Below are 25301 nucleotides of genomic sequence, written 5' to 3' on the forward strand. Positions count from 1 at the left end.
TTATTTCTTTTACTTTATCTATATTATAAAATTTTGTATCTATAGACATATTTACTCGCTTTCCTTCTATAATAATATCAAATTGACTATATGAAGAAATTGGAAGATATGTTTTTTTATCAATTGTATATGTGAGGAAAAGGTTTTCAATAGGAAAAGAATTTAATAAATCATTGTTATTTAAATTTAGGCTCAAAAGTTGTTTTTTAAAAGCATCTTCAAAAAGTAATGTCGCATCTGCTATAGTCATAATATAATATTTATCTTTCTCTTGTAAATCAATTTTGTCAACATTATTTTTTATAATATCATAGATTTCATTACTGCTAGCTAGAGAATTTTTTAAATATTGATTTAATTCTTTCTCAGCCTTTTTAATCCATTGATTTGTCATTGGATTTAAAATGTATACATATTCATTTTTTATATACATTTCAACTTTTTGAGATTGCATAGGTATAGTCATATTTATTTTCATAGAAAAAGGCTCTATTATAATTGATGCTTCTGTTGAAAAATTAAGATTTAATTTAGAATTTTTATCACTTTCATCTTTTAGAGTTATCTCACTATTCATGTCTGCGCTTTTTAAATTTTTAGAATTTTCTACAAATCTTTCTATTACTTCTTTTTTAGAAAGTTTTTCTTTCTTAGTACAATTAACTATAAAAAAAGAAAAAAATATGATACTTAAAATTAAAAATAGATTTTTAAAAATTTTTTTCATAAGTCCTCCTTAAGTAAAATAACTTAAATAATGTATTTGATAATATTTATTATTTAAATTATAGCATATTTTATAAATATTTTTAATTGCAATAGTTTATTTTCAAGTTAAATTTATTTTATTAAGTCCTAAAGAAAACTTATTCCTTTGTCATAATATCTAAAATCACTTCATCAGTTCCTTGCATTCCAGCTTGTGCAAGATTTCCAACATTTTTTATAGTCTTCTCTATATCTTCACCAATAATTCCATCTCTAGCTCTTAAAGTATCTTCTTGTAAGGCAAGCATGGCTGCATCAAAAGCTGAATAAATTCCAGAAGATATTTTCATAGCGCAAGAAGCTTTAGCACCATCACAGATAACACCAGATAAGTTGCCTAAAATATTAGTTATAGCTCCACAAACCATTTCATAAGTTCCGCCATATAAATAAGTAAGAGCTGCTGCAACTCCTCCCGAAGCACATATTGCTCCACAGTATGCAGAGAGTCTTCCAACATTTGTCTTTATATGTATAGTCATGAGATGCGACATAAAAAGACCTCTTATTAACTCTTCTTCTGTTAAATTTTTTTCAGCTGCAAACTTTATAATTGGTAAGGAGGCTGTCATTCCTTGATTTCCACTTCCGCTTGTTGTCATTACAGGCAGTGCACAGCCACTCATTCTTGCATCACTACCTGCACCAGCATAACTTGCAGCTTTGTTTCTAATATCGTTTCCGTAAATGCCTTTCTCTATATTATCAAGTATCATTTTTCCTATATTAACACCATATTTCCCAGCTAATCCTTCTTCAGCAATAGCAGAATTATAAGATATTACTTTTTGAAAAATTGGTTTTATTAAGTTTATATCAATATTTTTAGTCAATTCATAAATATATTTAACAGATAAAATTTTTCTATCAGTAAGTGCTGAATTAAAATCTCCATCATTACAAATTTGATTTAATAGTATTTTTCCGTTTTTCTCTATCCTAGTTATATTTGTATGTGTATGTTTAATTTCTAAAATAACATTGTCTTTTTCATTTGCTATTTCCATTCGTATATATAATTTGATATCTGCTGGATGGACATGAGTTTTAATTATTTTTTTTTCTAAATATTCTTTTACTTCCTGAAGCTTCTCTGAACTTACGTCACTTATAACCATTAATTCTCTATCAGAATCACCAGCTACAAGCCCCATAGCTACTGAAACTTCTATACCTACCATTCCTTCACTATTAGGTATAGTAACACTTTTTACATTTTTTATAATATTTCCAGAAAGATAGATATCAACCTTTGTAGGAAGAGCAGCTAAAATTTTTCTTGCTTTTGCTGCTGCATATGCTATTGCTATTGGTTCAGTACATCCTTCTGCTGGGACAATTTCTTCTTCTAAAATTTTTAGAATTTTTTCTATATTATCCATATCATTTCCTCCAATAACTTGTTTAGTTTTATTCTATATAGATAGTATAACATATTTTAGAAGTCATTTATAGAACTAAAATAATAATTTTTTTCTTATTTTTTAATATTAAATATAAAAATATTAGAACAAAAAGAAAAAATTTTTGCAGCATAGCTAAAAAATATTTTTAAAGAAGCATAGTTTATTTTTAGATATCTTGATTTTTGTTTTATTATGATATATAATTTTAGTAACTAAGGAGGCAAAATATGGAAAAAAAAGGGGATACTTTAATTTTAAAATTGATTATTGCTGTAATTATTGGTATAGTTGTAGGGCTTTTTGCTAATGAAAGAGTAATTTCTATTATTTTACCAATAAAATTTTTCTTGGGTGAATTAATTTTCTTCGCTGTTCCTTTAATTATTATCGGTTTCATTGCACCTTCTATAACACAGTTAAAGACGAATGCAAGTAAAATGTTGGGAACTATGATTAGTTTATCTTACATATCATCTGTTGGTGCTGCATTGATGTCAACAATTGCAGGTTTTATAATTATTCCTAAGTTACATATTGTTTCTGATGTTGAGGGATTAAAAGAACTACCAAAAATTTTATTTAAGGTACAAATTCCACCTGCAATTTCAGTAATGGGGGCCTTAGTTTTATCTTTACTTATAGGTCTTTCGGTTGTATGGACTCAAGCTAAACAGATAGAAGGTATCTTAATGGAATTTAATAAAATTATGCTTGAGATTGTAAACAAAATAATTATACCTATATTACCTATATTTATAGCTATAACTTTTGCAGCTTTAGCATATGAAGGTAGTATTACAAAACAATTTCCAGTTTTCCTTAAGGTAATATTAATAGTTTTAATTGGTCATTATGTTTGGATTGCCTTACTATATACTATAGCTGGAATTATTTCAAAACAAAATCCATGGAAACTTTTAAAACATTATGGACCTGCCTATTTAACAGCAGTAGGTACTATGTCTTCAGCTGCAACATTACCTGTAAGTTTAAACTGTGTTAAAAAAGCTGGAGTTTTAGATGATGAAATTACAAATTTTGCTATACCTTTAGGTGCCACAACTCACTTATGTGGTTCTGTATTAACTGAAACATTTTTTGTTATGGTGGTTTCACAAATACTTTACGGAAGTCTTCCGTCATTTGGAACTATGATTTTATTTATAGTACTACTTGGTATTTTTGCAGTGGGTGCTCCTGGTGTACCTGGCGGAACAGTACTTGCTTCTCTTGGAATTATCATTTCGGTTTTAGGTTTTGATGAAAACGGAACTGCTCTTATACTTACAATTTTTGCTCTACAAGATAGTTTCGGTACTGCATGTAACATAACTGGTGATGGTGCACTTGCACTTATATTAAATGGAATTTTTAAAAAGAAATAAAACATAAAAAAACTTCCTATTTTTAATAGGAAGTTTTTATTTTTTTATTTTGCTTCTATCCAAAGAACAGCATCTTGAGATAATTCTTTTCCATTATGTTTTAATTCTCCACCAGCTCCTAAGGCTGCAAAGCCCCAATATCCTTTATGTACTGGAACAAATGAAAAATAACCATTAGCATCAGCATATATTACTGTAGCGACTTTTTCTTCTTTATTTTTTCCAGTAAACATTGAATTTTTTATTTCAGCATTTAAATATTCAACTTCTATTTCTGCATTAGCTACTGCTTTTCCTTTAGCATCTACAACCTGTCCTCTAAATATTTGATTTTCCCAAGTTATTGGATTTGAAAGTGCAATAATTTCTGGATAACCTTCAGCAATTCTAGATGACCAGTCAGTTGGAATTTCATCCTTATTTACAAAAACTTTAGTAACTTGTTGTATGAATATATCTTCTGATTGCTCATAATATGGAGCAGGAACGAAAACTAATCCCCAATCTCCTCCGCCTTTTAAACCAGAATTTCTATCTAAATTAAATTTATAAGAAGTTACTTTTTTATCTTTACCAAATTTTGATGGCATTAAAAATTTCTTTAAGTCATTTTTTTCTTCATTATGAACAGAGAAAAAAGCTTCTACAGGTAAAATTTTTCCATTGTGATCTTTTCCAATATCCATACTATGTGCTTCTACACCATCAGCAGGGTGAGTAAAAATTAGTTCAAAAGGAACCGATGCTTTTCCACTTATATCAGAATTTTCAGTATATAACATTTGAAAATGTGAAAATGCAGATATTGATAAACATGAAAATAAAGCAGTTACTAAAATTTTTTTTGTTGACATTTTATACCTCCTAAATTTTAAAATAAAAATAAGCTTTTTATTTATTTTGATTCTCTTTATTTTATCATCTGAATAAATATTAGTCAATAAAGAAAAATTTGCTTTCATTGCTTTTATTGCTTTAAAAGTTTTCTATACATTTTGTAATCAGACATATAGTTTTCAACTAAATTCCAAAACTCCTTTTTATGATTTTGAAAAAATATATGACATAGTTCATGCAATACAACATATTCTATACATTTTTTATCTTTTTTAATTAAATCATAATTAAAAGTTATATAATTATTTTTTGTATGATATATACCCCATGCAGAGGACATTTTTTTTATTTTATAAGTTTTTATTTGAGTATTTAAAAGAAAAGTATATTTCTCTATATACTCTCTTATGATACTATCTAATTCTGTTTTCTTCCACTCTTCTATCATAGAATTTATTTTAGAGTTTTCTATATTGTCTTCCTTATGATATATATAGATATTTTTTTGGCTCAATCTTATCATATTCATTTCAGATTTTATTAATCTTTTTGTTCTGAGCTTACCTAATAAAATTATATTATTTTCTGTTTCGATATCTTTATTAGAGAGTTTTTTTAAACTTTTATTTATCCAATCTTTTTTTCCTTCTAAAAAAGCTTCAATTTCCTCAGAACTTGCAGAATAAGGAACAGAAACAATAATTTTTTTATCTGGATAAATTCTAATAATAAAACTTTTTATTTTCTTTTTGATTATCTTATAATTCATTCTATCGTCCTATATATTTTCTTTTTATTTATTATATCAGAAATCTACAAAATTTTTTAAATCTATTTAAATTTTTCTTAATATGCTATAATTATATATATAATTTTAATTTTTAGTAATTAAAGTTAAATTTTAAAACTGTAAAAGGAGGATTTTTATGGCAATTAAATATGTACCAGAACCATTTAGAATTAAAATGGTGGAAAGAATTAAAATGTTAACTAAGGAAGAAAGAATTGAAAAAATTAAAGAAGCTAAATATAATTTATTCAATTTAAAAGCAGAAGATGTTTACATTGATCTTTTGACAGATAGTGGAACTAATGCAATGAGTGACTATCAATGGGCAGGAATAATGAGAGGAGATGAAGCATATGCTGGAGGAAGAAGTTATTTCAATTTAATTGAAACTGCTCAAAAAATTTTCGCTTATAAATTTATACAACCTGTTCATCAAGGAAGAGCAGCTGAAAAAGTATTATTTCCTATATTACTTACTGGTGGTAAAATTGCTATTTCTAATATGTTTTTTGATACAACTAGAGCTCATGTTGAATTAGCTGGAGCCAGAGCTGTTGATTGTGTTGTTAAAGAAGCTGGTAATCCTTCAATAAGAGCTCCTTTTAAAGGAAATATGGATGTTGAAAAATTAGAAAAATTAATAAATGAATATGGAAAAGAAAAAGTAGGGCTTATTGTAATGACTATTACAAATAACTCTGCTGGTGGGCAGCCAGTTTCTATAGATAATATGAGAAAAGTTTCTGCTATTGCTAAGAAATATTCCATACCCCTATGTATAGATGCTGCTAGATATGCAGAAAATGCTTATTTTATAAAGCAAAGAGAAGAAGAGTTTAAAAATTCATCTATAGATGAAATTACCAAAACAATGTTTAGCTATGCAGACTTCTTTACAATGAGTGCAAAGAAAGATGCCATAGTAAATATGGGTGGACTAATAGGAATAAAAGATAATGCTGAGCTTTATCAAAAAGTTAAAGCTAATACAATATGTTTTGAAGGATTTACGACTTATGGTGGTCTTTCAGGAAGAGAATTAGAATCTTTAGCTATAGGACTTACAGAAGGCTTAGATGAAAATTATTTAAGATATCGTATAGGACAAATTGAATACTTGGCTTCTATACTTGATGATAATGGAATAGCATATCAAGCACCTGTCGGAGGACATGGCTTATTTATAGATGCTAAAGCTCTTTTACCACATATACCTTACAATGAATTTCCAGGACAAGCACTTGCTATAGAACTTTATATAGAAGCAGGAATAAGAACTTGTGATATTGGATCTTATATGTTAGGTAATGATCCAGATACTAAGGAACAGTTAAAATCTGAATTTGAGTTTACAAGACTTGCAATTCCAAGAAGAGTATATACTCAAGCTCACTTTGATATAATGGCTGACGCACTTATAGAAATTAAGAAAAGAGCTCAGTCTATTTCAGGATATAGAATTACTTGGGAGCCTCCTGTTTTAAGGCATTTCCAAGCTAGTTTAGAACCTATTAAAAAATAAGGAGGTTTTATGGCTGAAATAAGAGAAAATTTTAAAACTAAAAGTGGATTTATATTAGCCTGTATTGGTTCAGCTGTTGGAATGGGAAATATTTGGCTCTTTCCTTATAAAGTAGGACAACTTGGTGGGGCAGCATTTATTATTCCTTATTTTATTTTTATAATCTTACTTGGTTTTTCTGGAGTAATTGAAGAAATGGCATTAGGTAGAGCAATGCAAACAGGTCCTCTGGGAGCTTTCAAAAAAGCATTGGAATTAAGAGGAAAGAGTTATGGTGAAATAATAGGTCTTATACCTGTTATAGGTTCATTAGGTATTGCTGTAGGTTATTCAGTTGTTGTGGGATGGATATTAAAATTTACTATTCAATCCTTTACTGGTGCAGTAACTTCTTCAGAAAATAGTGGAGCTTTCTTTGGTGCTATTGCTGGAAAATATGGAAGTTTAGGCTGGCACATTGCAGCTTTAGTTCTAGTAATATTAATCATGAATTTAGGAGTTGGAAAAGGTATAGAGAAGGTTAATAAAATTATGATGCCTTTATTTTTCTTCATGTTTTTATTTCTTGCCTTAAGAGTGTTTTTTCTACCTAATTCTTTTGAAGGATATAAATTTTTATTTCAAACAGATTGGTCTAAATTAGCTAATCCTAAAACTTGGGTTTTTGCATTAGGACAAGCCTTTTTTTCATTATCATTAGCAGGTTCTGGAACTGTAGTATATGGTAGTTATCTAAAAAAAGATGAAGATATAGTAAATTCTGCTATCTATGTATCTATATTTGATACTATGGCAGCTATGCTTGCAGCTCTTGTTATCATACCAGCTGTTTTTGCATATGGTGTAGAGCCCTCTGCAGGCCCTCCTCTTATGTTTATAGTAATGCCTGAGATTTTTAAAAAGATGCCTTTGGGAATTTTATTTAGCTCTATTTTCTTTTTAGCAGTTCTATTTGCTGCTATAACATCACTTATTAATCTTTTTGAAACTCCGATTGAAGCTTTACAAAATAAATTTAAACTGTCTAGATTTTCATCAGTTCTATTGGTTATGGGCTTAGGAGCTATAGTGGCTATCTATCTTGAAGATGGAAATATTTTAGGAAGTTGGATGGATTTTATAAGTATATATATTATTCCTTTAGGAGCTTTACTCGCTGCAATAGTCTTTTACTGGGTATGTGGTGATAAATTTGCCTATGATGCAATAATGCAAGGTAGTAAGTATAAAGATATGAAATTTTTAATTCCATTAGGAAAATATCTTTTCTGTGGTTTGACATTATTTGTTATAATTGCTGGTATTATATATAATGGAATAGGATAAAAACTATAAGGGGTTATTGATTAAAAAGCTATAACCCCTTTAACTATAAAAAATAAAATTTTTTAACACTAAATTTTATTATATTTTATAAAGGAGTACTAAAATAAATGAAAAAACAATTACTAAAATTAAAAATAAAATATATGCTTTTCTCTTCTTTTTTATTTGTATTTCTTTATAAATCGGCTGAGTTTTACACTAAAACTATTAAGGAAGTTTCTTCTATAGTTATGTCTTGGGAAAAAAATATTCCATTTATACCAATTTTAATAGTTCCATATATGACTTCAGGGCTACTTTTCTCCATTATTTTTTTATTGCCCAAAAATAAAAATAATTTGATCTTATTATTTAAAAGAGCTAATTTTATGACAATTCTTTCCAGCTCAATTTTTTTTATTTATCCTTTAAAATTCAGCTTTACAAAACCAATAGTCGAAAATACTATATATAGATTCCTATTTTTTTTACTCAAAGTTTTTGATAGTGATTTTAACCAATGCCCTTCACTACATGTTAGCTATGCTTTATTATATATTACAGTATTTTATAAAGAGCTCAAGTCTCCTTTTAAATACCTAGCTTGTTTTTGGGCATTCTTAATAGCAATATCTGTTATATTTGTCTATCAACATCACTTTATAGATTTTTTGGCAGCTATTGTTGTAATAGCAATTACCTTTTTTATTTTTCCTGATAAAATTAAAAAGAAATATATTGAACTTTAAAAAAATTTTTTATAAAAAATTATATTCTACTATTAAAAAAGACTATAAACTACAGCCTTATAGGATAGGACAGATAGTTCATAGTCATCTTTTTTAATCATTTAATTTTAATACAGATACAAAAGCTTCTTGTGGAATTTCCACATTTCCTATATTCTTCATTCTCTTTTTTCCTTCTTTTTGTTTTTCAAGAAGTTTTTTCTTTCTTGTTATATCTCCACCATAACATTTAGCTATAACATTTTTTCTGTAGGCTTTAATAGTTTCTCTGGCAATTATCTTTGAACCTAAAGCAGCCTGTATAGGAATTTCAAATTGCTGTCTTGGTATAACTTCTCTTAATTTCTCACAAATAGCTCTTCCTCGATAATATGCATTATCATTATGTGCAATAAAAGAAAAAGCATCAACAGGTTTTCCTGAAACTAAAATATCTACCTTTACTAAATTTGAAACCTTATATTCACTCAATTCATATTCAAATGAAGCATAACCTTTAGTTCTTGATTTTAGTTTATCATAAAAATCTATAACTATTTCTGCAAGTGGCAATTCATAAGAAAGCATTGATCTTGTTTCATCGAGATAATCCATTGAAATGAATATCCCTCTCTTTTCTTGACAAAGCTCCATAATGTTCCCAACATATTCTTTAGGAACAATTATTTTCCCCCTTATATAAGGTTCTTGAATGGTTATTTTTCCACGCCCTAACTCAGGAAATTCACAAGGGTTATCAATTATCATTTCTTCCTTGTCGTCAACTCTAACTTTATATTCAACAGAAGGTGTAGTTGAAATTAAATCCAAGTTATATTCCCTTCTAAGTCTTTCCACAATAATTTCCATATGAAGTAAGCCTAAGAAACCACATCTAAAACCAAAACCTAAAGCTAGAGATGTTTCAGGGACAAAAGTTAATGAAGCATCATTTAATTGAAGTTTCTCCAATGCTTCTCTTAATTCTTCATAATCATCTGTAAATAGAGGATAAATACCTGCAAACACCATTGATTGTGCTGGTTTAAAACCTTCTAATGGAAAAAGACAAGGATTTTTTGCCCAAGTTATTGTATCTCCAACTCTTGTATCGTGTATAGTTTTAACTCCTGTTATAATATAACCAACAGAACCACTAGTTAAAATATCGGTAATCTTCATAGTAGGAGAAAAAATTCCAACTTCCATAACATCTAGTTCTTTTTCTGTAGACCAAATTTTTATTCTATCACCTTTTTTTATGCTACCATCTAAAACTTTTATATAAGTAATTACACCTCTATAATCGTCAAAATATGAATCAAATATAAGGGCCTTTAAAGGAGCTTTTTCATCATAATTAGGTGCAGGAATATTTTTAATAACTGCTTCCAAAATTTCTTCTATACCTATACCATTTTTAGCAGAGGCCAAGACTGCATCATCTGCTGGCAAACCTATGATGTCTTCTATTTCTTTTTTTACCTTTTCTGGTTCTGCAGCAGGTAAATCTATTTTATTTATGACAGGTAGTATTTCAAGATTGTTTTCTATGGCAAGATATACATTTGCTAAGGTTTGTGCTTCAACTCCCTGTGCAGCATCAACTACAAGTAGAGCTCCCTCACAAGCAGTGAGTGATCTTGAAACTTCATATATAAAATCCACATGTCCAGGAGTATCTATTAAATTAAGCTCATATTCTTCACCATCTTTTGCCTTATAAAATAAAGTAACTGCTTGAGCTTTTATAGTTATTCCCTTTTCTCTTTCAAGATCCATAGAATCTAAAAGTTGCTCTTTCATATCTCTTTCAGAAACTGCACCAGTATATTCTAAAAGTCTATCAGCTAATGTCGATTTACCATGGTCTATATGTGCTATAATTGAAAAATTTCTCTTATTTTTTTGTAGCATTATATCCTCCTATATTTATTTATCATTTTATTATAAAGTATTTTGAAAAAAGTGTCAATAAATCATAAATAGGAGAGAAAGAAAAATTTCAACTATATTATCTTTTTATATTTTTTCTTTTTTCAATAACTATATCTTTTTGTTTTTGTTTTTTTAAATTATCTTTTTCCACAAACAATTTCTTGTTCGTAAAAGGATCCTTCTCAGTATAATACATAAGTGTAGAATAAGTTGAAGGAGTAGGAGTAAATATTTGAACTTGTTCTGGATTAATTTTCAGTTCTTGTGAAGCATATTTTTTTAAATCTTTCATTTCTTTTTCTCCACACCCTGGATGAGCTGCTATTAAATAATATGTTAAAAATTGTTTTTTTCCTAATTCATTGTTTAATTTATAAAAATTATTCTTAAATTCATTTAAACATGATTTCCCATCTTTACCCATAAGATTTAAAATTTTATCTTCAGTATGTTCTGGTGCTATCTTTAACTGACCAGATATATGATCTTTTACTACTTCTTTTAAATACATCTGTCCACATTTATTGTCATCTAAAATCATATCATAGCGTATTCCTGAAGCAATAAATATCTTCTTGATTTTAGGTATAGCTTTTAATTTTCTTAATAAATCTATCTGCGATTTATGGTTTACAATGAGAGAAGGACATTTTTTAGGATAAAGACATCTTCTGTCAGGACAGGAACCTAATTTTAATTTTTTCTTACATTCTAAACCATACATATTTGCTGTAGGACCTCCAAGATCTGAAATATTTCCATGAAATTTAGGTATCTTAGAGATCTCGCTAACTTCATTTACTATTGAATCTTGGCTTCTAGACATAATTGTTCTACCTTGATGAATAGCTATGGCACAGAAATTACACTCACCATAACAGCCTCTATGTGTAGTAACAGAGTATTTAATTGTATCTAAAGCTTTAACAATACCCTGTTTTTTATAATAGGGATGAACATCTCTTGCAAATTCCATAGAATAAATTTCATCCATAATTTCTTGACTATAGCTATGTGAAGGAGGATTTTGAACCATATACCTATCATCGCATTTTTGTATTAATCCCTTTGCAGTTATAGGATCACAATTCAAATAGAAAGTATGAAATAATTCTGTAAATTTTTCTTTACTATCCAGACATTCCTGATGTGACGGTAAAGCTAAATAATCTTTTCTAGGCTCCTTTGAAATATAGCAAAGTCCTCTTATATCCTGCCAGTTTTCTCCATTTTTTAATGCTCTGGCAAGTGCAAGCATAGACATTTCTCCCATGCCATAAGAAAGTATATCTGCTTTTGCATCAAATAAAATAGGTTTTCTTAATTTATTAGACCAATAGTCATAATGTGTTATTCTTCTTAAGCTAGATTCTATTCCGCTTATTATAATTTTTTTATCTGTTCCCTTAAAAAATCTTCTTATCATATTTGAATAAACTAAAACTGCTCTATCCGGTCTTTTATTATTTAAACCTCCAGGAGTAAAATCGTCCTGCTGCCTTTTCTTCTTAGTTGCTGTATAGTTCGCTACCATAGAATCTACACAACCTCCTGAGATAGCAAAAAACAGATCAGGCTCACCTAATCTTGTAATATCATTTGGACTGTCTATTTCAGGTTGTGCAATTATACCAACTTTAAAACCATGTTTTACAAGCCATTTTCCAATAAGTGAACTCCCATTATAGGAAGTATCTAAATATGTATCACCGGAAACAAGTATCACATCAAGTTTTTCCCATCCAAGTTCTTTCATTTCTTCCTTAGTTGTAGGTAAAAATTTCATTAAGTTTTCATTACTCCTTCAAAGCTACATTTTAATTTCTATTATTAATAAAGTTCTTTAATTAATTATTTTAACACATAAACTTATATTTAGCTAATAATATTAGTATGTTTTCATATAATTTAAAAGGAGCTATCTGTTAAAACAGCTCCTTTTCTATCTATTAAATTTTTGATTTTATAAGTTCCTTTAATTTCGTTAAAAGTTCTTCTAAGTTCATACCTGATTTCTCTGACATTTTTTTAACTGTTGCACTAGGTAACATCACTTTTGCTAATGGAGTTTTTAACATAGCAAATTTTTCATTTATTTTAACCAATTCATCTTCCAGAAAAGGAAAAGATTTCAATAAGTCTTTTAAATATGTATTTTCGTCTATCTTATTAACATTAAGGATTTTTATATTTTTATCTTCTTTTTCTTCTTGTTTTTCTATATTAATTGGAGTATTTTCATTTTCCCAGGCAAGTAAAGTTCTAGATCCTTGAAGTGATCTTATATGAGTACAGTCCTGCATCATTTCCAATACACCTCTAAAATTACCTTCTTCATCTCTGATTGCGACATAATATATATAGATAAACAAATCAGGTTTATTTATCCAGAATTCAGCAGTATTTTGCTCACCACTTCTAAATTTTTCAACTATTTCCTCGACTATGTGCACGCTTTTTCTAGGATGACAGTTTTTTACATCTCTTCCTATTACATTTTTACTTCTTGGAAATATTCTATGCTTTGTATCTGAATAAAATTTTACAATTTCATTTTCATCAACATATGTTATATCAACAGGCAAATTTTTATATATTAAATTTATTTGCTCCAATGTAAGCTTTCCAGTAGCTACATCAAATGTTGAATTGCTTCCCGCAGAATAACCGTATTTATTTAACAGCTTAGATAAATCGTCTGCAAAGCTGTCTTTTATATTATTTTCATTAGAATTAGAAATTTTAATCTCTTCCTCTGAGGAAGTTTCAAATGAGAATCCTATTTCTCTGTCACCTATCTTCATATCCTCAAATTCTTCTTCTCTTATCATTGCAAGTGAAGTAGGATAAAGAACTGTTTCTTCTTTCTGCATTAAGTCTGTTACATCTATTATTGTTGCAATTTGATGTTTGATAAAATCTTCTTCTCTATCTTCATCCAGGAGTCTTTTTCCTTCTTTTATAGTATCTCTTACATAATCATCTAGAACCCACATTGTCGTTGTAGGTCTGTCAAATCCTTTTTTTTCTAAAAGTGGATATAGTTGATTCTGTTTTCTTGCTAAATGATGTTTCCACCATAAAGTAAGTTTATCATATAATTCTAACCACTCATTTTTAATATATTTCTTTTCTTTCAATTCCTTAATTTTTTCTAAAATTTCTTTTACTTCGTCATTTTCTCTATAGTAACACATTATCGGATGCTTATCGTTTAAGTCCGGTCTACCTGTATCCATGACTCCATCAAAAAGTTGCATCATAGCTTGTATATCTTCTTTTCTACATTCATTTTCATCAAAGGATTTTAGTTTTTGCTCAGCAAAAGCTATCTCATAAGGCTTTAAAGTAACAACTTTCTCTTTTAAAAGTTTTCTTGCTTCTTCTAAATGAATTTCGCCTGAATTATATTTATCTTTAATTTCCAATACAAACTTTAATTTTTCATCATCAATTTGGGGCAAGTAATTTTTCATTTCCATACTCTTCATCCTCCATTTAATTTTTTATTAAATCTGTAAATTAATTATAGTTTTTTTTAATAAATAAAGCTGTAACATTTGTTACAGCAGATATATAAATAAAAGATTTAAATTTCAAAATTAATTTTTTTTAAATTTATAATAATAAATATAGGAAATAAAATGCAAGCATGCACTTATGAACCATGACCAAGGATAAGTTATTATAACTGTGGCTAATTCTCTATTCTTAGGAAGAATAAAAAATATCCAACTTAATCTAAATATACAAATACCAACTAATGAGCATAACATTGGATAGAAAGTGTTTCCCATTCCTCTAACTGCACCACCAAATACCTCTGAAAACATATAAAAAATATAAAATGGTGCAATTATTCTCATCAAAAAGACAGACATATCTATAGCATCTTTATCTTGAGTAAATAAAGCTGATATGTAATCTATATAAATATATAAAGTAGAACTAAAAATTATAAAAAGAATGCTTCCTAGGAAAAAAGCGTATAAAACACTTCTTTTAACTCTTTTCAACTTATTTGCCCCATAGTTCTGTGCTACAAATGTTGTAACTGAAAGACCTAAACTTTCAGCTGTATTCCAAATTAGAAAGTCAGCTTTTCCTGATATAGACCAACCTGCTATAGCTAAAGTCCCAAAACTATTTATTTCTCTCTGCATAAACATATTCGCTATTGAAAATATAATTGCCTGCATTGCCATTGGAAGACCCAGTATAAAGATTTGAATAAGATATTCTTTATCTCTTCTATAATTAAAAATTTTAAAAAGAAAAAAATCTTTATATTTCAGCAATCTATAAAAAATTAAAACTGTAGCTACTCCTTGACTCATGATTGTAGCTAGAGCAGCACCCAATGTCCCCATTTTAAAATATGCCACAAAAACTATATCTAAAAATATATTTAATATAGAGCTTATTGTTAAATAAATAAAAGGATTTTTTGAATCTCCCATTGCTTGAAGTATTCCTGAAATAATATTGTATAAAAAAACAAATACAGTTCCCGAAAAATAAACTCTTAAATAAACAAGACTTAAATTAAATATATCTTCTGGAACAAGCATTATCCTTAAAAATTTGGGTGCAAAAATTATTCCTATTCCTGTTAATATAATACCTCCAAATAAAGATAAATTTAATAAAATTGAAATATTATTTTTTATTCCTGACCAATCCTTTTTTCCAAATGCTTGAGAAATTACTATTCCTCCACCTGATGAAAGTGCAATAAAAGTACTTATTAATAACCTTATATATGCAAGTGGAGCATCAATTGCCGCAAGTGATTCCTTTCCTGCAAAATTTCCAATAATAATTGCATCAACTATACTATATGACTGTTGTACTAAGTTACTCATTAATATAGGAAAAAAATAAAATATAAAACTTTTCCAAAGAAGTCCCTGTATTATTTCATTTTTATCTTTAGACAGTATACTCATTTTAACTCCTCTATATTATTTCAAATATCTTATTATTTGTATTATAAATTATTAATTAGCTTTTTGCAAATTTAAGATTCATTTTGAAGAACTCACATAGTAAGTGCTTTCTTTATACAAAAAAAAACTGATTGAATTAACAATCAGTCTTTTTATAATTATGAATTATTTCATTTTTGCAACTTTGTCAGCTAAAGTTTTTCCAACTTTGAATTTAACAACTTTTTTAGCTTTAACTTTAATTTTTTTCTTAGTTTGAGGATTCATAACTTCTCTAGCTTCTCTTTTTTTAACTTCCCAAGATCCAAATCCTATAAATCTTACTCCTTGTCCAGAAAGTAAAGCACCTTCAACTGTTTCTAAGAAAGCATTTACTAATCTTTCAGATTCCTTTAATTTTAATCCACCTTTTTCTGCAAAAGCAGCAACAAATTCTTTTTTAGTCATAATAAAACCTCCATATATTATAATAATAAAATTAGTTAAAACTTATAGTTTGCCAACAATTAATTTGTCTATAGCCGAATTTTACTATAAATAAAGCGATATGTCAAGAATAATATTTTATTTTTTACTTGTTTTATCTAGTTAATTTACAAATTTATCAAATATTAAACTATTGTATGGATAAGGCATATAATACCTATAAAAACAAGAGGTATATTTAATTTTCTAAAATCACCAGTGACAAGATGTATTATTATATATGCTAAGAAACCTAATGCTATACCCGTGCTAATACTATATGTTAGTGGCATTGTAAATATTATTACAAAGGCTGGAAATAGAATTTTTAAATCTGAAAAATTTAAAGATACCAATTGCTTAAACATATATATGCCAACTATTATTAAAGCTGGAGCAGTTGCATATCCAGGAACTATTAAAATAAGTGGAGCAAAAAATAATGCAAGTAAAAAACCAATTGAAGTTACAACAGAAGAGAGTCCAGTTCTCGCTCCTGCACCTATTCCAGCTGCCGACTCTACAAAAGAAGTAACTGTACTTGTTCCTAAAGTCGCACCAACTATTGTAGAAGCTACATCTGTATATAACATTTTTCCTAGATCTTTTACTTTTCCATTCTTATCAAGCATATTCATTTCTTTTGCACAACTAATTAGTGTTCCCAAAGAATCAAATAAATCTACAAACATAAAAGAAAATATAGGTCCTAACAAAGAAATCTGCAAAGCACCTTTTATATCAAGTTTAAATGCAATTGGAGCTATGCTTGGTGGTCTTGAAATTATTTCTTTAGGTAGTTCAACTTCTCCAAATAATATTGCTAAAATTGTCGTAAGAATTATTCCTATTAAGATTCCACCTTTCATTTTTTTAACTTCCATTATGATAACTACAAAAAGACCTACTATAGATATGCATAGTGTTTTAGTAAATGGACCTATACTAACAAATGTAGCAGGATTTGCAACTATTAATCCCATTGCTTTTAAACCAATAAATGCAATAAACAATCCTATTCCTCCACCAACTGCAATTTTAAGATCATAAGGAATTGCATCTGCTATTTTTTCTCTAATTCCTCCTAATGAAAGAATTAAGAAAAATACTCCTGATATGAATACCATACCTAAAGCAACTTGCCAACTTACTCCTTTTTCTAAAACTAAAGTAAATGTGAAGAATGCATTTAAGCCCATACCAGGTGCTAATGCAATTGGCACATTAGCGTACAAACCTGAAAGCAAAGTTCCAAATACAGTAGATATTATAGTAACTGTAATAAGAGCTCCTTTATCCATCCCAGAAATAGAAAGTATAGAAGGATTAACTATAATAATATATGACATAGCTAAAAATGTTGTAATTCCTCCCATTACTTCAGTAGAAATAGTACTATTTCTTTCACTAATCTTAAAAAACTTATCCAAAAATCCCATTTTTCCTCCTTCAATTCTTAAGTTTATCTATAAAAGTTTTTGGTATTTCTAAACTAATTCTAATATTTTCATTTGGAATATCAATATAATAAGAATGTAAAAACATCTCTTCCTCACTATCATATCTTCCATATTTTTTATCTCCCACTATAGGATGATGAATATGTGCCAGTTGTACTCTAAGCTGATGTGTCCTTCCTGTTTCTAATTCAGCTTCTAATAAACTATATAGCTTTGAAGAAAAAATTCTTTTAAAATATGTTGTAGATTTTTTATATCCTTTTTCCTCATAGTCTAAAACGACTACATTTTCTTCTTCTTTTTTTAAATAATTTACTAAAGAAAAATTTTCATCTTCAATAAAGCCATGAACTAAAATATAATATTTCTTTTTAATTTTTTTTTCTCTTATATATTCAGCTAGTTTTCTAGCAGTTCTTATATTCTTTGCCCCTATTACAAGACCAGAGGTGTCCTTATCAATTCTATTAACAAAATTTATTATATTATTTTGAAAATAAGCTCTGTATTCTTCAAGTAAACTTATGCTATGACCACTCCCTCTGTGTATTACTTGACCTGCCTCTTTGTTTATAATAAATATATTTTCATCTTCAAAAACAATAATTTTTTTTAATTTTTTAGTTTTATCTTCTGAGAGCTTTATAAAAGCTTTCTTATCATCTTCTTTTCCAATATCCATTTTAAGATATATTTGTAATCTATCTCCTAAGTTTAACCTCGTATCATGCTTGCATTTCTTATTATTTATTTTTATGTTTCCCTTTCTAATGAATTTATAAATTTCTGTTAAAGACAGAGAAGTTAATTTTTTTTTAATATAACTATCAAGTCTAATTCCAGAATAGTCCTCATCTATAATATATTCTATCATTTTATACCTCTATGAATCTTAACACTTTGAACAACTCCAAGCATTAAAAAAGAAAAGACCAAAGAACTTCCACCATAACTCATAAGTAAAAGAGGAAGACCAGTTACAGGCATTATTCCCATTATCATACCCAAATTTACAAATATATGAAAGAAGAAAATTGTTGCTATTCCATAGCAAATCAATTTTCCAAATTGATCTTCAGTAGTATCAGCTATATAAATTATTTGTGCTAACAAAAATATATAAAGAAGAATAAGTATAGAGCCACCAATAAATCCTCTTTCTTCCAAAAAAACAGAACCTATGAAATCTGTATGAGATTCTGGTAAAAATCTTAGCTTCCCCTGTGTATTATTCATAAATCCTTTTCCATATATTTGCCCAGAACCTATGGCAATTTTTGATTGACTTATATTCCAACCCGTTCCCAGAGCATCATTTTCAGGGCTTAAAAAAGTATTAACTCTATTCCTTTGATATTCTTTCAATAAAAATTTATATGCAAAAGGAAGAAAGAAGAAAACGGACAAAAAAACTGCAACTATACATTTCCAATCTAGTCTATTTAAGAATAGAAGTACTCCATATACTAATATTACTACTAAGGAAGTTCCTAAATCTGGTTCAATGAGTATTAAAAAAAATACTGGAAAAATATGTAAAAATGATATAAACATGGATTTAAATCCCATATATTTTTCAGAATAATTTTTTACCAAGAAGGCAGAGAAAGTTAAAATTAAAAATAACTTAGCAAACTCTGAAGGTTGTATAGTTATAGGTCCTAAATCTAGCCATCTTCTTGCACCCAATCTTTTAGTTCCAAAAACTAAAACCGATACAAGTAAAAGTAAATTAAAAATATAAAGATAGGAAGAATATTTTGAATATTTCCTATAATCAATAAAAGAAATAAAAAGAAACACCAAAAAGGCTATGATGAACCATATTATCTCTTTTTTAAAAAAAGAAGAACTTTTTGATAAAGTTGCACTATATATAGTAGACAAACTTAAAATAAAAATCAAAAGAACATTTATTATCAATAAAATATTTATTTTTGATATTTTTTTTAAAAAGTTCTTAAAAAATCCATTACTCATAACTTACCTTCTTTAAAAATTATTATAAATAGTTTAAAAGCCATATTTTATTTTCCAGTATGACCAAAACCACCTTCACCACGCTCAGTTTCATCTAAATATTCCACTTCAATAAGTTCCATCTGTTCGACTTTATTTAAAACAAGTTGTGCTATTCTTTCATTAGGCTCTATAGTATAGTCATCCTTGCTTAAATTAACAGCTATAACTTTAATTTCTCCTCTATAATCGCTATCAATAGTTCCTGGAGAGTTAAGCATCGTTATTCCATGCTTGATCGCAAGACCACTTCTTGGTCTAACTTGCACCTCATAACCTAAAGGTATCGCCATCTTTAAACCAGTTGGTATTAAAACTCTATCTAAAGACTTTAAAGTAATTGCTTCTTTTATATTTGCTCTCACATCAAGTCCAGCTGATCCATTAGTTTCATATTTGGGTAAAACAACATCTTTTTCTTTTATAACTTTAATTTTTATCTTTTCCATAATTTTTCTCCATATTTTTATATATTACCAACAATAGTCTGTGAATAAAAGCCTTCATCAAAAATAAATTGTGCAGCTTTTTTTATATCTTCTAAACTAACTGCTTCTATTTCTTTTCTAAGCTCCTCTAAGCTTATTATTTTTCCATAATTTAAATATGATGAAGCCAATCTATTCATCCTAGATCCCATACTTTCCAAACTAAAAGTTATAGCACTTTCATATTTATTTTTTGCTTTCTTTAATTCTCTTTCACTTATACCATTTTGCTTGATACTCTCTAATTCCTCTTTGATAAGCTCAATAACTGTTCTATAATCTTCTTTAGTTGTTCCTACATAGACTGAAAGTAGTCCACAATTTTCAAATCTGGTTAAGTAAGAATAAACCGAATATGCCAAGCCTCTTTCTTCTCTTATTTTTTGGAAAAGCCTTGAGCTCATTCCTTCGCCTAAAATATTAGAAATTATTGCTACAGAATACCTTAGAGGATCTCTATAAGCTATTCCTCTTGTAGTGAAGCATAAATGAACTTGGTTTGAGTCCTTTTTTATAATATTTTCACCAGAATTTATTTTATAAGAAAGATCTAAAGTTCTTACACTTTTTTTCTTAACTAAATTTTTTAATTTTTCTTTTAATTGATTAAATAAATAATCCTTATCAAAGGCTCCCACAGCAACTATAACTAAATTATCAGGTGTATACTGTTCATTTAAATAATTTAAAATTAAATCTCTATCTATTTTTTTTAAGCTTTCTACACTTCCAGAAATTGAATTTGAATGTATTCCGCTCAGTGCAAATTCAATATTTTTTTCATGTACTATTTCTTCTGGTATATCTTCATACATTCTTATCTCTTCTATTATTACATTTCTTTCTTTTTCTATATTTTCTTTATCAAAAGTTGAATTTAAAAACATATCAGTTAAAATATCTATTCCAATGTCTATTTTACTTGCCATAAGTTTTATATAATAGCAAGTAGTATCTCTTGAAGTAAAGGCATTTATCATTCCTCCTTCAAAGTCAACAAACTCAGATATTTCTTTGGCAGATCTCTGTTTAGTACCTTTAAATAATAGATGTTCTATGAAATGTGAAATTCCACTTTCATCTTTTCTCTCATTTATAGCACCTGTTTTTACATAAAACCCTAAACTAAAAGTTTCCATACTGGGTATAACCTCTGTTATTAAAGTTATACCATTTTTCATTTTTTTAAGTTCTATATTATTCACATCTTCTCCTTATTAGTATTCTGCTTTATTCATAAAAAATAATCCTATTATTAAATAAAGTATATTAGGTATCCAGCTTGCAAAAAATGGGTTTAATATTCCATTTAGACTCATAGCTTCAAATGCACCAGAAACTATATAATAGGCATAGCCCACTACTATACATATAACCAAGTTTATAGTAGATTTTCCACCTCTTATATATTTACTACCAACAGATAAACCTATAAAGGCAACAATGAAGCTTGCAAAAGGAAATGAATATCTTTTAGCTAACTCCACTAAATAGATTTTAATATCCTCTCCTATACTTTTTTGTTCCTTTATTGATTTTTTTAATTCTTTTATAGTTTGCATTCTAGGGTCTATTCCCTTTGTTCTTATAAAATTGTCTGGTCCATCTATAAATTTTTCATTTTTGTATTCTTTTAAATTTATCTCTTCTTTCTTTTCAGCATTATAAATATTTACATCGTTGAATATCCATATCTTTTCTTCCTTATCAAAACTTGCAGATTTAGCCGTAATGACCTCTTTAAGATTTGAAATATCTTTATCATATACAACTACCTCTATATAAGACGCTCTGGATTCTTTTCTATTAATTTCTTTAGCAAAATACAAATAATTTCCTTCAATATTTCTATAGAAAGCATTTTGCTTTTCATTAGGCAAAACTATAGTGTTTTCTGTTTCTCTTCCTCTTAATAAATTAATAGTAGACAATGATTTTGTATATATAGAATTATATATAAAGAATACTGACAATGAAATAAAAAAAGATAAAAGAAGTGGTGCTGTAACTATCCTAAAAAAACGTATACCCGAAGTTTTTAAAGATATAATTTCTAAATTGCTTGCCATAATACTTATAGTAATTAATCCTGCTAATAAAACAGAAAGTGGTGCTATATCTATAAATATTTTAGGTATTAGACTAAGTATATATAAATATATATTTTTTCCCACTAATCTACCTTCATTTATATACTTTATAATTTTAAACATCTGTGCTAATAAAAATATTCCTAAGAAAGAAAAACTACTCATAAAAAAATACTTAAGAAAATATTTACTTATATAAATATCCATTTTTTTTATCATTATATTCCCCTCAATTGTTTTAAACGATAAAATTTATATGCAATCAATGACAGTAAAATATTAGGTAACCAAGTTGCAACAAAGGCATTTATTTTTTTTGAATTTGCTAAAACTATACCTATATTTAAGAGTACTATATATGAAAAAACTATTAAAATTGCCAATGAAAAAGAATATTTTCTAGAAGTTCTATGATGACTTATAGAAAGCCCCAAACCTAAAATAGAGAGAGGCAATGTAGAGTATATAAGAGCTAATTTTCTAAAAATTTCAACTTTATAAGAAAGTTTATCCTCATGATCCTTGTATTTCATATCCGACAATAATTGTTTTATACTAAGAGATTCCACATCCTTTATTTTCAAGTTTATATCTTCAAAAAATGGAGTTAGTGAAACTTTTTTTTCATCAAATCTTCCTATTATGTTTTTTTTCCCTTCTTCACTAAAATTTACAAATTCTGCATTTTTAATAACTATGGAGTAATCATTCCACAAAGCTTCTTTACCTACTAAAAGAGTGGGAAAATTATTTTTGTCACTCTTTTCAAAAACTAAAATATTATTTGCCTTACCGCTCGAATCAACTTCATCAACATATATACTATAATTTTCCACATTATCAATAAATGTTTTTTCTTTTAACTGAAAAATTGGATTTTCATAGGCTATTTTTGCCCCCAAATATTTTAATTTAACAAAGGATCTAGGAATAATACTCTCCTGCAAAAATAATATAAAAAAAGATAAGAGAAAAGCAAGGCATAATATAGGCTTTAATATATCCTTTATTGACATACCTGTAGATACCATAGCCACTGATTCACTATTTCTACTAAATTTAGAAAAACATATCATAATTCCTAAAAATAAGCCTATAGGTATTGTCTGTGTTAAAATTGGTGGAATATAAAAAGAAAGCAGTCTTAAAATATCTATTAAAGATATGCCCTTTACAATTATATTCTCCATCATAGTAACCATTATATCCAGTAAAAAAATAAAGGTAAAAATAAATACAGATAATACTACTGGACCTTTTAATTCTTCTAAAATATATTTATTTATTATCTTCATATTTCTCCTATATTACTGTATTTATATGTTTTTCAATTATTTTTTTTGTTGCATTTTTATTAAAATTTTCAAGTAAAATATCTGGTATATGTTTTTCAACATTGGGAACAATCTCATAGAATAACTCTATGGTTCTGCTATCTTTTGAATATACTTCTAAACTAGGAGCTATATTGATTATATATGTATATATAACAACAATTATAAGTGAAACTGCAATTCCTTTTATAAAGCCTAAAAGTCCACCCAATACTCTATTTAAAAATCCTTTTCTTTGTTCTTTCAAGGCCTTTTTTACAAAGATTAAAACCATTGATATTATTAAATAAACTGTTATAAATGTAACTATATATGTTATTAAATAATTATTTCCAAATATATTCTCTGCTTTTTTAAAAAACTTTAATACGACAGGAGTATATATATTTGCAATAATAACATTAATAACAAAACCAAGAAGAGATATAACTTCCGTAAAAATTCCATTTCTTAAACCACTAAATATTCCTATTCCAATAAGTAATAGTATTAATATATCTAAATACATTTCTATCCTCCTATCTTTCTTCAATTTTCACCCAGAGAGCTTTCAAATATAAAGTTTCTGGTATATGTAAAATCCATGGATGATCTTCTGGCTGATAATTAATTCCAATTACACTTAATAGCTTTCCATTTTTTGAGGCAGCCATTCTTGTAACTTCTATTAAATCTTGTAAACTTATATGATATGCACAGCTAATTACTCCTAGTATGCCATTATTTTTTATAATTTTAAAACTTTTATCACAAAGCTCAAAAAAGAAATCTCTTCCTCTATAAATTTCAGACTTCTTTTTTATAAGTGAAGGAGGATCTAATGTTATGATGTCAAATTTTTCATTTCTTGCTGCAAGACTATTTAAAATAATAAAAGCATCTCCCTCAATAGTTGAAAATTTTGAATTGCTCTCTTCAAATTCATTTAATTTAAAATTCTCATAACATAATTCCAAAGCATACTTATCTTTATCTATAGCTATAACTTCTTTGGCTCCAGCTTTTAGAGCAGCCATAGAAAAGCCTCCACTACTTGAAAAAACATCTAAAAATCTAGTTTTCTCATTAATATAAGAACTAATAAACTTTCTTGAAACTCTCTGATCTAAAAAAAATCCTGTTTTTTGTCCATTTATTATATCTATATTGTATTTTATAGAATTGTCATGCATTATTATTCTATTAGGAATCTCACCATCTAAAATACCTGTTTTAAAAGAAGCCCCTTCAATAACTCTGTTTTCTACATCACTTCTTTCATAAATACCTTTAGGTTTTAAATATTTCTTTATAGCATTTATTATATCTGCTTTAAAAATCTCAACTGCAGAATTTCTAAATTGTACTGAAATATATTTATCAAATTTATCTATTACTAAACCTGGTATATAATCAGCTTCAGAAAAGAAAACCCTAATACTATTAGTTTCTTCTAAAAGATGTCTTCTTTTTTCATAAGCCTTTTTTATTCTTTCAAAAATAAATTCTTTATTTATTTTTTCGTCTTTTGTAGTTAAAACTCTAACATATGCATTGCTTCCTTCCACTATATATCCTCTTGCTAAAAATTTCATTTCAGCATTACAAATATCAACTATATCTCCATTTTTAACTATTCCTATTTTTTCTTTTATTTCATCTTCATATATATTAGGATAAAAATTTAATATTTTTTGTTCCCTATCTTTTTTTACAATTATTTTTGCCATTTTCGACCTCTATATAAATATTTAAATAATTTATATTATAACATACACCTAATGTTTTTTTGAAAAAAATATTTATAAAAAAGATTGAATTTTATTTTTTATTTAATT

At 27.4% G+C, this 25301-nt stretch carries 22 protein-coding genes; 4 read left to right on the forward strand and 18 right to left on the reverse strand.

Translation table 11 applies throughout. The annotated features are described in order from the left end of the window. Both Q4A58_RS05215 and Q4A58_RS05220 read right to left on the reverse strand, forming a co-directional pair. Window positions 1-727, reverse strand: a 727-nt coding sequence (locus Q4A58_RS05215) for a DUF6612 family protein (protein ID WP_303117150.1), incomplete at its 3' end; no start/stop codon positions are given. 139 nt (window positions 728-866) lie between these two features. Beyond that, window positions 867-2150, reverse strand: a complete 1284-nt coding sequence (locus tag Q4A58_RS05220) for a serine dehydratase subunit alpha family protein (RefSeq protein ID WP_303117152.1) — start codon at window positions 2148-2150, stop codon at window positions 867-869. A gap of 251 nt (window positions 2151-2401) precedes the next feature. Between Q4A58_RS05220 and Q4A58_RS05225 the strand changes: the two genes are divergently transcribed. After that, on the forward strand, window positions 2402-3559 hold the full coding sequence (locus Q4A58_RS05225) for a dicarboxylate/amino acid:cation symporter (protein WP_303117153.1): 1158 nt from the start codon (window positions 2402-2404) through the stop codon (window positions 3557-3559). A gap of 44 nt (window positions 3560-3603) precedes the next feature. On the opposite strand, the gene Q4A58_RS05230 is transcribed toward Q4A58_RS05225, so the two are convergent. Together Q4A58_RS05230 and Q4A58_RS05235 are read right to left on the reverse strand one after the other, a co-directional pair. After that, window positions 3604-4413 (reverse strand): DUF4198 domain-containing protein, encoded by an 810-nt coding sequence (locus Q4A58_RS05230; protein WP_303117156.1) that lies wholly within the window; start codon window positions 4411-4413, stop codon window positions 3604-3606. 113 nt (window positions 4414-4526) lie between these two features. Next, entirely contained in the window at window positions 4527-5165 is a 639-nt protein-coding gene (locus tag Q4A58_RS05235; RefSeq protein WP_303117158.1) for a M48 family metallopeptidase, read from the reverse strand. Window positions 5166-5322: 157 nt separating this feature from the next. On the opposite strand from Q4A58_RS05235, the gene Q4A58_RS05240 reads away from it, so the two are divergent. The 3 genes from Q4A58_RS05240 to Q4A58_RS08090 all read left to right on the forward strand — a co-directional run bounded on the left by Q4A58_RS05240 (window position 5323) and on the right by Q4A58_RS08090 (window position 8762). Further along, window positions 5323-6708, forward strand: a complete 1386-nt coding sequence (locus Q4A58_RS05240; RefSeq protein WP_303117160.1) for a tryptophanase — start codon at window positions 5323-5325, stop codon at window positions 6706-6708. A gap of 9 nt (window positions 6709-6717) precedes the next feature. Further along, entirely contained in the window at window positions 6718-8034 is a 1317-nt protein-coding gene (locus Q4A58_RS05245) for a sodium-dependent transporter (RefSeq protein ID WP_303117161.1), read from the forward strand. A gap of 368 nt (window positions 8035-8402) precedes the next feature. Beyond that, window positions 8403-8762 (forward strand): phosphatase PAP2 family protein, encoded by a 360-nt coding sequence (locus Q4A58_RS08090; RefSeq protein ID WP_368501191.1) that lies wholly within the window; start codon window positions 8403-8405, stop codon window positions 8760-8762. Window positions 8763-8855: 93 nt separating this feature from the next. On the opposite strand, the gene lepA is transcribed toward Q4A58_RS08090, so the two are convergent. The 14 genes from lepA to Q4A58_RS05320 form a co-directional block, all read right to left on the reverse strand. Next, on the reverse strand, window positions 8856-10658 hold the full coding sequence (gene lepA / locus Q4A58_RS05255; RefSeq protein ID WP_303117168.1) for a translation elongation factor 4: 1803 nt from the start codon (window positions 10656-10658) through the stop codon (window positions 8856-8858). A gap of 97 nt (window positions 10659-10755) precedes the next feature. Then, the gene (locus tag Q4A58_RS05260) at window positions 10756-12465 is read right to left on the reverse strand and encodes a YgiQ family radical SAM protein (protein ID WP_303117171.1); all 1710 of its coding nucleotides are present in this window, start codon (window positions 12463-12465) and stop codon (window positions 10756-10758) included. Window positions 12466-12628: 163 nt separating this feature from the next. After that, window positions 12629-14161: a PAS domain-containing protein gene (locus tag Q4A58_RS05265; RefSeq protein WP_303117172.1), complete on the reverse strand. Its 1533-nt coding sequence runs from the start codon at window positions 14159-14161 to the stop codon at window positions 12629-12631. A gap of 120 nt (window positions 14162-14281) precedes the next feature. Continuing rightward, window positions 14282-15628 (reverse strand): MATE family efflux transporter, encoded by a 1347-nt coding sequence (locus Q4A58_RS05270; RefSeq protein ID WP_303117175.1) that lies wholly within the window; start codon window positions 15626-15628, stop codon window positions 14282-14284. Between the two features lie 165 nt (window positions 15629-15793). Continuing rightward, window positions 15794-16075, reverse strand: a complete 282-nt coding sequence (locus tag Q4A58_RS05275) for an HU family DNA-binding protein (RefSeq protein WP_303117177.1) — start codon at window positions 16073-16075, stop codon at window positions 15794-15796. A gap of 164 nt (window positions 16076-16239) precedes the next feature. Then, window positions 16240-17532 (reverse strand): NCS2 family permease, encoded by a 1293-nt coding sequence (locus Q4A58_RS05280; protein ID WP_303117180.1) that lies wholly within the window; start codon window positions 17530-17532, stop codon window positions 16240-16242. Window positions 17533-17542: 10 nt separating this feature from the next. Beyond that, window positions 17543-18427, reverse strand: coding sequence for an RluA family pseudouridine synthase (locus Q4A58_RS05285; RefSeq protein ID WP_303117182.1), 885 nt, complete (start codon window positions 18425-18427; stop codon window positions 17543-17545). After that, window positions 18424-19533: a rod shape-determining protein RodA gene (gene rodA, locus Q4A58_RS05290; protein WP_303117184.1), complete on the reverse strand. Its 1110-nt coding sequence runs from the start codon at window positions 19531-19533 to the stop codon at window positions 18424-18426. Before rodA ends, Q4A58_RS05285 begins: the two co-directional genes overlap by 4 nt. 47 nt (window positions 19534-19580) lie before the next feature. After that, window positions 19581-20021, reverse strand: coding sequence for a dUTP diphosphatase (gene dut, locus Q4A58_RS05295; protein ID WP_303117187.1), 441 nt, complete (start codon window positions 20019-20021; stop codon window positions 19581-19583). A gap of 17 nt (window positions 20022-20038) precedes the next feature. Continuing rightward, window positions 20039-21265, reverse strand: coding sequence for a pitrilysin family protein (locus Q4A58_RS05300; protein ID WP_303117189.1), 1227 nt, complete (start codon window positions 21263-21265; stop codon window positions 20039-20041). A gap of 12 nt (window positions 21266-21277) precedes the next feature. Further along, complete coding sequence (locus tag Q4A58_RS05305) at window positions 21278-22369, reverse strand: LptF/LptG family permease (RefSeq protein ID WP_303117191.1); 1092 nt, start codon at window positions 22367-22369, stop codon at window positions 21278-21280. Then, complete coding sequence (locus tag Q4A58_RS05310; RefSeq protein ID WP_303117193.1) at window positions 22369-23445, reverse strand: LptF/LptG family permease; 1077 nt, start codon at window positions 23443-23445, stop codon at window positions 22369-22371. The genes Q4A58_RS05305 and Q4A58_RS05310 overlap by 1 nt, the downstream gene beginning before the upstream one ends. A 7-nt stretch (window positions 23446-23452) precedes the next feature. Continuing rightward, window positions 23453-23992, reverse strand: a complete 540-nt coding sequence (locus tag Q4A58_RS05315) for a CvpA family protein (protein WP_303117196.1) — start codon at window positions 23990-23992, stop codon at window positions 23453-23455. Between the two features lie 10 nt (window positions 23993-24002). Beyond that, a complete protein-coding gene (locus Q4A58_RS05320; RefSeq protein ID WP_303117198.1) occupies window positions 24003-25193 on the reverse strand; it encodes a class I SAM-dependent rRNA methyltransferase in 1191 nt (396 codons plus the stop codon). Between the last annotated feature and the right edge of the window lie 108 nt (window positions 25194-25301).

It is taken from the genome of Fusobacterium sp. (genome assembly GCF_030528405.1).
Lineage (GTDB): Bacteria > Fusobacteriota > Fusobacteriia > Fusobacteriales > Fusobacteriaceae > Fusobacterium.

Bases quoted from the DNA above. Each gene is read 5' to 3' on its own strand.
- Q4A58_RS05220 (WP_303117152.1), bottom strand. From the start codon at position 2,150: ATGGATAATATAGAAAAAATTCTAAAAATTTTAGAAGAAGAAATTGTC.
- Q4A58_RS05225 (WP_303117153.1), top strand. From the start codon at position 2,402: ATGGAAAAAAAAGGGGATACTTTAATTTTAAAATTGATTATTGCTGTA.
- Q4A58_RS05230 (WP_303117156.1), bottom strand. From the start codon at position 4,413: ATGTCAACAAAAAAAATTTTAGTAACTGCTTTATTTTCATGTTTATCA.
- Q4A58_RS05235 (WP_303117158.1), bottom strand. From the start codon at position 5,165: ATGAATTATAAGATAATCAAAAAGAAAATAAAAAGTTTTATTATTAGA.
- Q4A58_RS05240 (WP_303117160.1), top strand. From the start codon at position 5,323: ATGGCAATTAAATATGTACCAGAACCATTTAGAATTAAAATGGTGGAA.
- Q4A58_RS05245 (WP_303117161.1), top strand. From the start codon at position 6,718: ATGGCTGAAATAAGAGAAAATTTTAAAACTAAAAGTGGATTTATATTA.
- Q4A58_RS08090 (WP_368501191.1), top strand. From the start codon at position 8,403: ATGACAATTCTTTCCAGCTCAATTTTTTTTATTTATCCTTTAAAATTC.
- lepA (WP_303117168.1), bottom strand. From the start codon at position 10,658: ATGCTACAAAAAAATAAGAGAAATTTTTCAATTATAGCACATATAGAC.
- Q4A58_RS05260 (WP_303117171.1), bottom strand. From the start codon at position 12,465: ATGAAATTTTTACCTACAACTAAGGAAGAAATGAAAGAACTTGGATGG.
- Q4A58_RS05265 (WP_303117172.1), bottom strand. From the start codon at position 14,161: ATGGAAATGAAAAATTACTTGCCCCAAATTGATGATGAAAAATTAAAG.
- Q4A58_RS05270 (WP_303117175.1), bottom strand. From the start codon at position 15,628: ATGAGTATACTGTCTAAAGATAAAAATGAAATAATACAGGGACTTCTT.
- Q4A58_RS05275 (WP_303117177.1), bottom strand. From the start codon at position 16,075: ATGACTAAAAAAGAATTTGTTGCTGCTTTTGCAGAAAAAGGTGGATTA.
- Q4A58_RS05280 (WP_303117180.1), bottom strand. From the start codon at position 17,532: ATGGGATTTTTGGATAAGTTTTTTAAGATTAGTGAAAGAAATAGTACT.
- Q4A58_RS05285 (WP_303117182.1), bottom strand. From the start codon at position 18,427: ATGATAGAATATATTATAGATGAGGACTATTCTGGAATTAGACTTGAT.
- rodA (WP_303117184.1), bottom strand. From the start codon at position 19,533: ATGAGTAATGGATTTTTTAAGAACTTTTTAAAAAAAATATCAAAAATA.
- dut (WP_303117187.1), bottom strand. From the start codon at position 20,021: ATGGAAAAGATAAAAATTAAAGTTATAAAAGAAAAAGATGTTGTTTTA.
- Q4A58_RS05305 (WP_303117191.1), bottom strand. From the start codon at position 22,369: ATGATAAAAAAAATGGATATTTATATAAGTAAATATTTTCTTAAGTAT.
- Q4A58_RS05310 (WP_303117193.1), bottom strand. From the start codon at position 23,445: ATGAAGATAATAAATAAATATATTTTAGAAGAATTAAAAGGTCCAGTA.
- Q4A58_RS05315 (WP_303117196.1), bottom strand. From the start codon at position 23,992: ATGTATTTAGATATATTAATACTATTACTTATTGGAATAGGAATATTT.
- Q4A58_RS05320 (WP_303117198.1), bottom strand. From the start codon at position 25,193: ATGGCAAAAATAATTGTAAAAAAAGATAGGGAACAAAAAATATTAAAT.